Genomic DNA, 10,850 nt, shown 5'->3' with positions numbered 1-10,850 from the left:
AGTGCTCTAAGCGTGAGTTCTACTTTTTCATCCGCCTAGAGTGATGAAAGAGGGCCCTCTTTCATCACTCTCGCTGAAGTGAACTCTGAAACCTAGCTCCAGTGCGAGTTTCCTATTTTGACGGCTCGAAGATGACAAAAGAGCAAAACGCAGGTGCAGCAAAGCTTTCAGCTTTTGCTCCTACCAAAGTGATGAAAGAGGGATAAAACAGCAGTTACAACAGAAGCGTTAGCGCAAGGCGCAACTCTGAAGAAAGCATGGTTCCAACAAAAAAACTGCGTCAAAGTTAACGCTTCACTGTGTTGGAGGACTGATTAAACAACAAATCCCGCGCCTGCTCAGGATCGATTGCCTGATCTTTGAAGGCTTCTGCTTTCTCATAGGCTCGAATCGTTGTCGGACGCGCTTTAATCGCTTCAAACCAGCGTTGTACGTTGGGAAAATCCGCTAGATTTTGGCCTTGCTTTTCATAAGGCACAATCCACGGATAGACGGCAAGATCCGCGATCGAATACTCTCCTGCAATAAATTCACGGTTACTCAATTGCTTGTCTAGCACCGCATACAACCGCCCTGTTTCATTTACATAGCGATCGATGGCATAGGAAATTTTTTCAGGCGCGTACTGAGTAAAGTGATGATTTTGTCCTGCCATCGGTCCTAGTCCGCCCATCTGCCAAAATAACCATTGCAACACATCTGCTCGACTGCGAATGTCGGTTGGAATGAACGTTCCAGTTTTCTCTGCTAGATACAATAGAATGGCACCAGACTCGAATACAGAAATGGGGTTGCCGCCATCGGCGGGGTCGCGATCGACGATCGCTGGAATACGATTGTTGGGAGAAATCTTCAGAAACTCTGGTTTAAACTGATCGCCCTTGCCAATGTTGATTGGCACGAGGGTATAGGGTAATTCAGCTTCTTCTAGAAACAGCGTGATTTTGTGTCCGTTGGGGGTTGCCCAGTAGTAAAGATCAATCATAATAAGCCTCCTGACAGGGCGTAAAACTACGATACGGCAGTCCGTCGGTTGCTCTGGTGCGAGAAAGCATTGAACTACGATCGCTAATTTTCTATTCTAAGTAGATGTAGCGTAGGAAGTTCATTTTATGGTGCTCACTCCTTCAACAATGTTGACATTAGGCACGCCAGCAATCGATTTTCAGCTTCCTGATGTAGTTTCCGGTCAGACTGTTACATTAACGGATTTTGCAGGTAAAAAAGCCTTGTTGGTGCTGTTTATCAGTCGCCATTGTCCGTTTGTGCAGCACATCAAGCAGGAACTTGCTAAGCTGGGTCAAGATTACCGTGAGCAAAATCTTGGAATTGTTGCGATCAGTCCAAATAATCCGATCACGCATCCTGATGATGCTCCTGACTCACTGAAGGCGTTTGCAGAAGAACTAGCGCTAACGTTTCCAATCCTGTTTGATGAAACTCAGCAAACGGCGAAGGACTATTTGGCGGCTTGTACACCCGATATTTTTCTGTTTGATGCCGATCTCCGATTGGTGTATCGAGGACAGCTTGATGATAGTCGTCCAAACAACGGCATTCCGGTGACGGGAAAAGACTTGCGCTTAGCGATCGATGCGGTTCTATCGGAGCAGCCTGTGAGCCAGGATCAAAAGCCTAGTATTGGTTGCAACATCAAGTGGAAACCCGGAAATGAGCCTGCCTACTTTCAAACGCCCATCAATGTCCCTTCGTAGGAATGGGAGTGCGATCGCGTTCATGAGCAGCTAGTGCAATTGATTCTACTTCGCTCGACGTTGGCAACACATTTTAGAAAACGCGATCGCAATTTTGCACTCATTGTAAAAATTGAGCAAGCTGCTCTAATTTTCTCCAAGCAGCCCCACCTTGTAAAACATCTCTGGCAAGCCTGATCGCCTTAGCAAAGGTGTCAGCATACTCACCTGTTTCTGGTACAGCTTCACCCACACACAAGGCTAATGCTGTATTTAACGCCACGATGTCTTGAAGTAGGATAAATAAGCAATGGGCACAGCGGTAACCGTAGCTTTTACAAAACAGCAATGGAATTAAGAGTCAAAATTTGTGGCATTACAAAAGTTGAACAAGGACGCGCGATCGCACAGTTGGGCGCAACAGCGCTTGGGTTTATTTGTGTTCCTGGTACACCACGATACATTCCAGCAGAGCAAATTCGGGCGATCGTCGAGCAGTTACCGTCTGACGGCTCAAGATGCGATCGTGTGGGTGTCTTCTTAAACGCAACGATTGATGAAATTTGTCGAATTGTTGAGATCTCCAATCTCAATTGTGTTCAACTTCACGGTAATGAATCGATTGAATTCTGTGACGCATTACGCAGCAGATTCTCTGATGTTGAAATTATTAAAGCTTTAAGAATCAAAACGGTTGCAGATTTGGTTCAATCTAGCATTTACGAAACTCATATCGATACGTTGCTGCTAGATGCTTATCATCCAGAGCAAGCAGGCGGAACGGGTGAAACAATCGATTGGTCAACCCTAAAGGAATTTCACCCAAATTGTGCCTGGTTCTTAGCAGGTGGACTCAATCCAGACAATGTTCTCGATGCTCTCGGGTTAGTCAATCCTGATGGAATTGACCTGTCGAGTGGCGTAGAAAAAGCCCCAGGCGATAAAGACCTGGAGCGAGTGAACCAATTATTTGCAGTGCTAAGACAGTAATCACAAAACGATCGCAAATTGACTAGCCCAGTTGCCCGAGTTGCTATAAGCGAGGTGGCAGCAGATGGAATAACGATCGAAGTTGTGGCGTTACCGATTGAATGGTGCAACAAGACGTTGGTGTTGTTGTAGTCGGAGTGCTGAGATTCTGTTGTTCCAGTAATTCATTCCATGCCTGCATTGCCTCTGCGTTGGGCTGTGCAGAACGAATTTGAGTTCCCAGCGCCGCGATCGCGTCATACCAAACGCCATGTTTTGCATAGCTCACTGCTCGGTCTACAGGCGTTTTTGCGATCGCGAGTTCTTGTTGCAAGGCTTGAGGTGGGTTAATTCGTTGAATCTTTCCTTCACGATAGACAGGTACATCGAGCGACGGATCACAAAAAATCGCGAGTTCCCAGCGATAGGTTCCAGCGGGTAAAGCAGGTGCAGTCTCAGGCAGCGAGAAACTCACAACTCCAGGCTTTGTTGCTGGAAGCCGGAGTGCCTTTTTGTACACGGCTTTGTTTTGAGCATTTCGCAATTGCCATTGCACTGGAAGACCCGCATCAATGCCCTTGGGTGCATTAAACCACACCGTCGGACGATCGCTGGTTGTTAAGCCCCATTGCTGGTCAGGTCGGGTCTTCTGCGGCGTCGGCACTAATGCAGTAAACGATTCGTAGTTTTCACAATCTCCTCGGCGTCCTCCGCCTTGGCCGCGATCGCTTGGTTCACCTGGATCGGGAGGCGAAGGGGGATCAAAGCGAATTCGTCGCGGTTTCTTTGGAGTTGCGCTTTGCGCTAATCGCTGTTGAGCTTGTGCTTCAGTAATTTGAAGGAATCCGACATTGTGAATCAACAATGCGATGAATGCAACAGCTAACAGCCCTGATTGTTTAGAGAACAACATAGTTGATACCTTATCTGAAACTAGGCGAGTTCTGAAACTAGGCGAGTGAAGTCATTAAAATCTTCGATCGCTGAATGCAATCAGTTAATGAATTTTACGATTGACGGTGAAGTAATATGCAGCCGTACCACTTGTGACGATGACCCCAATCAGCGCTGGAACGAATGGAATCCATCCGCCTTGTGCCAATACAACCCAACAGCATCCGGACAGCACGATCGCACATCCTGCCAGAGCAATTCCAAATCCCTTCAACTGGCGAAAGCGCCATGCCACCAGCCCTCCCACGACAGACCAACTGCTAATCCAGAAGAGTTCACCCCAACTAGACCAAACCCACAATAAGGGGCGGTTGTCTAACACTGAACTGAGAATTTGACTCACCATGTGGGCATGAATCACAACACCAGGAGCCTTTTTAGGAAAGCTTTCACCGTAAGGCGTTGCAAAGAAATCTCCGCTACTGGAAGCCGTTACCCCGATTAACACAATCCGATCTTTGATCGCTTCAGCATTCATTTGTCCATTTAAGATTTGTCGAACGGTAACTTGCTGAGCAATGTCTTGGGGTTCGAGCGATCGATAGTTCAGTAACACTTGATTTCCGCGCCCATCAAACCGCTGATAGCCTCCCGTTTGATTGGTGAGATCTGGAAAAACAGTGTTTCCAAGTTTCAGGTCTTCATCTGCTGTGAAGGTAGGCTGGATACTAGGTTGTTGCGCAGCCAAATAGCGAAAGGCAAGCTGGGCACTAAGGGCATAGGGAGTCGTGCAAGCCGCGATCGCTTTGGGACTCACAAACAGCAAGTGCCGCCGCACCACACTATCTGCGTCTTGTACAAAGTCACTAAATCCAACATCCGCTTTGTCCATGCCCGGAGGTGGGGCAATTCCAGTTGGGTCATTAGATGCCGTATCGGGACGCTTACAGATGGCAACGAGTTGACTATTGTTCGTCAGTTGGGTTAGTCGTTGTTTGAGCGCCGGATTTCGACTCGAAAAATCGCGATACAAATCTAATCCAATCACGCTGGGTTGATGACGCTCCAATATTCCTAGCAATCGCTCTAGCGTTGCATCTGACAGAGAGCCTGCGCTTTGAGTTTCTTTCTCAATATCTTCTTCATCAATCCGCACAATCAACAGTCGAGGGTCGGGTGACTCGGTTGGGCGATGCCGCATCAGCAAATCAAAAGCTTGCAACTCTAGGGGTTGCAGCCAACCTAGCCAGCGAACGCCTGTGACTAATCCAGTGACGAGCACAGTCGTAAGCGCGATCGTACGGAGGTGCGATCGCGCCATTTGGGGAAAGAGACGACGTTTTTGACCGCACCAGTCTTGCCAAAGCGGAGGAACCTCAGCCGGATTTTGACAAATAATCGGCAACCACGTGGCACAGGGAAAATTTGACTCTAGTGCTTGCAATTTTTCCCGCGCTTCTCGCACCGATCCATACAAGGTTTTTCCACGGGTAAACGCGGTGAGAAACTGTTTGAGAAATTCTTGAGCAACGCGATCGGGCACGGGTTCGCGCATCACAATCACTTGCGGAAGCTGCAAATCTGCTAAATCTTGCGCCAGTCCTAAGCCGTCACACGAGTTAAAAATTGCTAGTTTCAGTCCTTGTGCGATCGCATGACGTAATCCGTATTTTAATTGCTCAATGGTAAGGGTTTCGGTTTGATTGATTTGAATTTGACCCTTCTGATCGCTAGAGCTGTGTCCAGCGAAAAATAGAACATCCCAGTGTGACTGCCAGAGATGCTCGTGTAACGTTTGCGCATCAGGTTCAACGAGAACGTGAATTTCGCTGTTGGGCAAAGTTTGTAGCAGAGCGCGATCGTGGTCTACATCAATTCCTTGGGAGTTTCCTAGAATACTGAGAATCCGAACCGTCTTGCGTCGGTTTGGAATTGGAGTTTGTAGCGATCGCGTGAACGTTGGCAAACTCAGCGCAATTTCAGCATTAGGGTAATCGGTCAAAAAATCCCACAAACACCAGGGTAATTGCAACACTTGCGGATCGTTAGCCACAATCGCGATGCGAATTGCATCGGCAGGAGATAGCAACGTTCGCAGTTGCCGATCGATCGATCGAAACGAATTTGCGCTGAGCCACGCATTCAGTTGAATTTGTAGGTCTTGAGAGAGGGTAGCAAATTCAGCGGCTGAAATGTGAGTCACATCGGTTTTGTCTAACTCAAATTCAAACTCAGGCGGGGCGCTAGAGCGCCGCCATTCTAAATGAGCATAGAGCGCCAAATATAGCGATCGCCAGCGTCGATAGCACTCTGCTAAGCCGTGAATTGCAGGCAAGCTACCTGTAAATTGCATCGGCGTTTGACGACCCGATTCCCACAGTTGAGCAATTACCGTAGGAAACCCGTCTCGCCAGTTGCCTTGTCCTAAATTTAAGACAACTAAATGTTCCATCTGTCATCCATGTCGTTCGAGTCCGATCGCAGTCCCAATTCTATTGTTACAACGATTGAGACCGCGATTTTATGCAGCCATCCATTTTCCTGATTGCGGCTTACCACGGATTGCCAATCATGGTGAATCCTGCCCAGTGATGGGGATGAGACAAATTCGACTTGGCGACTCTTGAAAGTTCTGGAGGTAAATTCTGGCGACCACGGAGGGAATTCATCAAGGTCTCTGGATGACGAATCATGGTCAGTTGCGTTTCCCGCAGGGCATCCGCTTTAATAGGAGCCGTTTTGAGTTGACGATAAAACTCTTGCATTAGCAGCACCGTACTGCCATCATCGACCGACCACAAACTCGCCATCGCCGCTTTACTGCCTGCCTGCACGGCCAGCCCTGCAAAGCCAATTTCAGCTTTGGCATCCCCGAGCGCCGTTCGACAGGCACTCAATACCAAAAGCTGTACGGGGGGTTGTTGCAGCCCTAATTCTTTCAGCTGATCGAGCCGCAACTGCCGATCCCAAAACTGAATATACGATTTCTGAACGGCTCCAGCCGCAAACTCGGCATGAGTCGCGAGATGCACAATGCCGTAGGGATATTTTGCTCGTTGAGACTTGAGATTTGCCAGCGTAAAGTCTTGGTTCAGCAATGAGGTTCCTTGCCAAGGAGTTTTCGTAATTGAGCTAATTTCGAGCGGAACCCCAGGCAAAGGAGTTTGCTGCCGAAACGTTGAAGCGCCCATTGCCAAAATCTGAGTTTCCGGCGAATTCCGGGCTTGGCGATCGAGTAAATTAAAGGCGGGAATGATCCCTAGATTGTACTGTTCTACTAAAAATTGCTTACCGTCGTGAAGCGCTGCAAGCGGCGCACTGCGAAGTCCGCCGCCCAAACAAAAAATCAGCGTATTAATGCCGTTTGCCTTCAGATCAGACTCGATCGGCTGAACGATCCATTGATAGAGTTGTTGTCCAGGCTGCAAATAATCTTCTGGATCTGAACGTGAATTCACCACACCCATCCGAAACGCATCAACCGTTTCAGTCAGCGCTGCTTTATTGGCAGCTTTAATGCGGCGATGGATCGCCTTTCCAGTCGGGGCAACCAGCATCACGTCGAGATGGGTCGGGCTTGGAATGGCATAGACTAATGCTGGTTTACGACCTGTTTCTCGACCGATTTGATCTAGGGCACGAGCCATATCCGGGGCGGGGAGCGCGTGAGTGGTAAACTTCCCCTGAAAATATTCTTCGTACTGCTTTTTCCATCTCAGTTCGATCTGATAAATTGCGTCTTCTACGTCGCCGCGATCGATGGCCCACTGAACGAGATCAGGTTTTTGAAGCGCAGGTTGAGCAGGTTGAGGTTGTGCTTGAGCAACGTGCAAAATATCTCCATCTGCCCTGTTATTTGAACTGCTATAGGCTATAGAGGAGCGTTCAAAAAAGGATGTGCATCCAATCGAAAAGCACAGGGTCAGAACCATCAGTAAAAGGAATGAAGGCTTGCTCATAGTTGTTAAAAAGTTTTGAATGCGCGAATGATTCCGGCGTCTAAGCTGGCGAAGCGTGATTCAGCATGTAGAGGAACGATCCGAATTATTGCTCCAGTGAGAATCAAACGTTAGCAACGCAACTTTCGATGTAACCTGCCTTTTCTGTCGTATCAGTCGTTAAGAAATAACTTAGCCTACTAATGTTCCCGCAACAGCGCTGATACCCAATTCTGTCAGGATACTTTACAAATTTAGAAAACAAATGCTGGTTTAGGTTCACCCGTATGGGTAGTTCAAAGAAATATTACATAGTAAGAATATCTCTAATATAGGAGAACAGCTCTAGCAACTATATTAATAGATTAATAGTATTAATTAGTTGATAAATCAAAACATTATGATTAATTGAAGAGCTGTCCGTTTGGTTTGTTCGGTTACAAGTAAAACTACCAAGAAAAATTTCGACTAAATAGCAACCTAGTCTCGAATTGAACCTTAAAGTTTAGTTATAGTAAGTCCTGAGAATTAATTGTAGGGGCAATGAAAGTATGCAACCCCGTCAAAGCATCACAGATCTCTTTTCAACTTTTCTACAGTTTGAAGCCGACCATATTAGTCGTTGGGCAATCGACGCAAAGTTACGGCGCAGTATGAAGGCGCATTTAACTGAGGTTGCAGACGCTAAACCTTCAGAACAATTCTGGTCAACCTATTGGCATCGACGCTGGTGCGAAGAACGAACCTTTAGAAAAATTGCACTGGGTCATCTGTCAGCCTATTTACAAGAGACCTGTTATTGGAGTGCATACAGAGGAAATCAATGGCTCGCAGAATCGCGGTATCAGGCTTCAGACTGTTTTCAAGTCGCGATCGCAGAAGTTCCCAAAATTTTAAAGGCAAGAGATCCCAATTATCCAGGAAGTCTTAAAACTTATGCGGGTAACGCATTTAAAAATATTATTCGCGACTTTTTGCGGCAGAGTCGAGAAGTCAATTTGTGTAGTGATTGGGGACTGCTGCTAAAGCTCAGCCGCAAACGATTAACAGAAGCATTAGCTCAAGCGGGTTTGAATTCCGATACCATTGCTCAGTATGTACTCGCCTGGACGTGTTTTGAAACCGCTTATCTGCCGACCAAGTCTCCAAATTTGCGAAAATTGCCTGCCCCAGATCAAGAAACTTGGGCTGCGATCGCGGCTCTATATAATAATCAACGTCGTCAGCTTAAAACACCTGGAGCCGAGCAGAGTGCCGAGACGATTGCCAGTTGGTTATCCATCTGCACCCGTCATGCCCGCGCTTATTTATATCCTCCTGTTGCATCGCTGAACGCACCTAAGCCAGGCTACGAGTCGAAAGAATGGCAGGATGACTTACCGGAGCACGCTTCCCTTGGAGTTGCGCTTGGCGCTGATTGCGAGTCTCTGCTAGATGATTTAATTCTTCAAGAGGACACCGAGGCGCGGCAAACGCAACATGGCGATGTTAGCGCGGCTTTAAAGGGCGCGATCGCTCAATTGGATCCGACCGCTCAAGACCTGTTAACCCTTTACTACAGCCAAAAACTTACTCAGCAACAAATTGCTAAACAGCTAAATGTTCAGCAATATACGGTTTCTCGCAAACTCTCAAAAACGCGCGAAACTCTCCTTCTAGCGCTGGCTCAATGGAGCCAGGAGACGTTGCATATTTCATTAACCTCCGACGTGGTGAAAAATATCAGCCTGGTTTTAGAAGAATGGCTGCAAGAAAGGATGTAAACATGAATACCCCTGCCCAACCAGAATTACCTATTTCGGATGCCATTCACCAATCCGCTTGGCAACAAAGCCAAAGTTACTCAACGCCACGAGCGAAGTGGGGTGCTTATATCAATCAAGTCTGCCTCGACACGGTGCTACCCTGGCTACAAGACGACTATGACGTTATCCCAACTGTTCAGTTCAACGCAGGCGGCATCCTAAATGGCATTGCGCTTTCACTCAACCAAAAACGCTTGATCCTCATTCCTGATAAAAGTATTGATACCAGTGAACTGAGAGTGCCGCAAGAATGGATTGATGTCCCTAGCTTGGTCGGAGATTACTATTTAGCCGTTCAAGTCAACCCAGATGAGCAGTCGGTGCGGGTTTGGGGATATACCACGCATCAGCAACTCAAGGCAAAGGGACAGTATGATGCCGACGATCGCATGTACTCAGTGGATAATTACCAATTAATTCAAGATATTCAGGTGCTTCGCGTAGTGCAGCAACTCTGTGCTAATGAACCGGCTCAAGCTGCTGTTTCTGTGTTGGCAGAAGTACCTCAAGTTCAGGCAGAAAGCTTATTGCAGCGCCTCTCTCAAATCGCTATTGATCAAATCCGCTTAGAGCTACCTTTTACATTATGGGGCGCATTACTAGACTCGGAACTGTGGCGTCAACGATTGGTTCAGCTCCAAAATCATCCTACCAATCAAACCAGTGTTGTTACGAATTTAACTCAATGGTTTCAAAATACGTTTACTGAAACGTGGCGATCTCTAGAAACAGTGTTGAATTCTGAATCACCGACGCTTAATTTTCGACAAGCGGCTTCATCTGAACTCACAATTCAGCGCGTGAAAGTGTTGTTGTTAGCTGAACAAACGGTTCTCCTCATCATTGCCCTAACCGCTGAACCCGATGGGAGAGTTGGCATTCGGATTCAACTCTCTCCGCCTGAAGGTACACTCTGCTTGCCTCAGTATCTCAACTTATCTCTCCTGTCCAGTCGAGGCGACACCATTCAATCGGTGCAAACTCGTAGTCAAGATAATTCAATTCAACTGCAACGCTTTAAGTGTCCCGTTGGAACTCAATTTCAAGTGCAGGTTAGTTATCTAGATGGAGTAGTAACCGAAAGCTTCCAATGCTAAAGCAACTCTCTGAAGCCTGTATTTGACACTATTTTGTACTTGACAAGGCTGAAATATATCCAACAGAGTCTATGTGAAAATTTCTCGTCGTTGGTTTCTGGTTTTGTTGCTACTGTCTGCTCGTAGTGCTAAAGCGGATTCAAAATCGGGCGTGGGCACTGGTATTTGGCCCTTCAGGTTTAGCTGCGATCGCGAGTTCTCGATATCAATACACGCCTCTGTTTCCATTAACGGGTGTGCAAAATTTACGCTCAGTGTTTGTTGTTCGAGAAGACAGCTTAATTCAGACGGTGAGTGCGATCTCTGGAAAACTGCGATCGGATAAACTGGCTCAGCTACAGGATACTATCTACCTCTCTTCAACTTGTATGGACTAGCGCTTCCGAACTTGTGCTGTCGTCGAGTAGCACCGTCCGGCTATGGACAATCCAACGGGTATTGCGGCAGGCAGCA

The 10,850-nt window shown here is 47.2% G+C and carries 10 protein-coding genes; 5 read left to right on the top strand and 5 right to left on the bottom strand.

What is annotated here, in order from left to right; genetic code table 11:
* Positions 1-286: 286 nt before the first annotated feature.
* The gene (locus tag AC5I6P_RS21635) at positions 287-985 is read right to left on the bottom strand and encodes a glutathione S-transferase N-terminal domain-containing protein (protein WP_495695836.1); all 699 of its coding nucleotides are present in this window, start codon (positions 983-985) and stop codon (positions 287-289) included.
* Positions 986-1,112: 127 nt separating this feature from the next.
* Between AC5I6P_RS21635 and AC5I6P_RS21630 the strand changes: the two genes are divergently transcribed.
* The gene (locus tag AC5I6P_RS21630) at positions 1,113-1,715 is read left to right on the top strand and encodes a thioredoxin family protein (protein WP_495695835.1); all 603 of its coding nucleotides are present in this window, start codon (positions 1,113-1,115) and stop codon (positions 1,713-1,715) included.
* Between the two features lie 100 nt (positions 1,716-1,815).
* On the opposite strand, the gene AC5I6P_RS21625 is transcribed toward AC5I6P_RS21630, so the two are convergent.
* Positions 1,816-1,977 (bottom strand): hypothetical protein, encoded by a 162-nt coding sequence (locus tag AC5I6P_RS21625; protein ID WP_495695834.1) that lies wholly within the window; start codon positions 1,975-1,977, stop codon positions 1,816-1,818.
* Between the two features lie 65 nt (positions 1,978-2,042).
* Between AC5I6P_RS21625 and AC5I6P_RS21620 the strand changes: the two genes are divergently transcribed.
* Positions 2,043-2,684, top strand: a complete 642-nt coding sequence (locus AC5I6P_RS21620; protein WP_495695833.1) for a phosphoribosylanthranilate isomerase — start codon at positions 2,043-2,045, stop codon at positions 2,682-2,684.
* Positions 2,685-2,727: 43 nt separating this feature from the next.
* Here the strand turns inward: AC5I6P_RS21620 and AC5I6P_RS21615 are convergent, their stop codons facing one another.
* From AC5I6P_RS21615 to AC5I6P_RS21605, 3 genes are all read right to left on the bottom strand, one after another.
* Positions 2,728-3,576: a DUF928 domain-containing protein gene (locus tag AC5I6P_RS21615; RefSeq protein ID WP_495695832.1), complete on the bottom strand. Its 849-nt coding sequence runs from the start codon at positions 3,574-3,576 to the stop codon at positions 2,728-2,730.
* 84 nt (positions 3,577-3,660) lie between these two features.
* Positions 3,661-6,009, bottom strand: coding sequence for a CHASE2 domain-containing protein (locus AC5I6P_RS21610; protein WP_495695831.1), 2,349 nt, complete (start codon positions 6,007-6,009; stop codon positions 3,661-3,663).
* Positions 6,010-6,109: 100 nt separating this feature from the next.
* On the bottom strand, positions 6,110-7,516 hold the full coding sequence (locus AC5I6P_RS21605; protein ID WP_495695830.1) for a CHAT domain-containing protein: 1,407 nt from the start codon (positions 7,514-7,516) through the stop codon (positions 6,110-6,112).
* 530 nt (positions 7,517-8,046) lie between these two features.
* Between AC5I6P_RS21605 and AC5I6P_RS21600 the strand changes: the two genes are divergently transcribed.
* The 3 genes from AC5I6P_RS21600 to AC5I6P_RS21590 all read left to right on the top strand — a co-directional run bounded on the left by AC5I6P_RS21600 (position 8,047) and on the right by AC5I6P_RS21590 (position 10,774).
* On the top strand, positions 8,047-9,258 hold the full coding sequence (locus tag AC5I6P_RS21600; RefSeq protein WP_495695829.1) for a sigma-70 family RNA polymerase sigma factor: 1,212 nt from the start codon (positions 8,047-8,049) through the stop codon (positions 9,256-9,258).
* 2 nt (positions 9,259-9,260) lie between these two features.
* Positions 9,261-10,397 (top strand): DUF1822 family protein, encoded by a 1,137-nt coding sequence (locus AC5I6P_RS21595; RefSeq protein ID WP_495695828.1) that lies wholly within the window; start codon positions 9,261-9,263, stop codon positions 10,395-10,397.
* 125 nt (positions 10,398-10,522) lie between these two features.
* Complete coding sequence (locus AC5I6P_RS21590; RefSeq protein ID WP_495695827.1) at positions 10,523-10,774, top strand: hypothetical protein; 252 nt, start codon at positions 10,523-10,525, stop codon at positions 10,772-10,774.
* Positions 10,775-10,850: the final 76 nt, after the last annotated feature.

The organism is Myxacorys sp., from assembly GCF_059501405.1.
Note: the sequence above shows the minus strand (reverse complement) of the source record. Positions and strands in the feature narration are given on the sequence as shown.

Excerpts from the sequence above, each read along its gene's own strand:
- AC5I6P_RS21595 (WP_495695828.1), top strand. The coding sequence starts at position 9,261 with ATGAATACCCCTGCCCAACCAGAATTACCTATTTCGGATGCCATTCAC.
- AC5I6P_RS21610 (WP_495695831.1), bottom strand. The coding sequence starts at position 6,009 with ATGGAACATTTAGTTGTCTTAAATTTAGGACAAGGCAACTGGCGAGAC.
- AC5I6P_RS21630 (WP_495695835.1), top strand. The coding sequence starts at position 1,113 with ATGGTGCTCACTCCTTCAACAATGTTGACATTAGGCACGCCAGCAATC.
- AC5I6P_RS21635 (WP_495695836.1), bottom strand. The coding sequence starts at position 985 with ATGATTGATCTTTACTACTGGGCAACCCCCAACGGACACAAAATCACG.
- AC5I6P_RS21605 (WP_495695830.1), bottom strand. The coding sequence starts at position 7,516 with ATGAGCAAGCCTTCATTCCTTTTACTGATGGTTCTGACCCTGTGCTTT.
- AC5I6P_RS21615 (WP_495695832.1), bottom strand. The coding sequence starts at position 3,576 with ATGTTGTTCTCTAAACAATCAGGGCTGTTAGCTGTTGCATTCATCGCA.
- AC5I6P_RS21620 (WP_495695833.1), top strand. The coding sequence starts at position 2,043 with ATGGAATTAAGAGTCAAAATTTGTGGCATTACAAAAGTTGAACAAGGA.
- AC5I6P_RS21600 (WP_495695829.1), top strand. The coding sequence starts at position 8,047 with ATGCAACCCCGTCAAAGCATCACAGATCTCTTTTCAACTTTTCTACAG.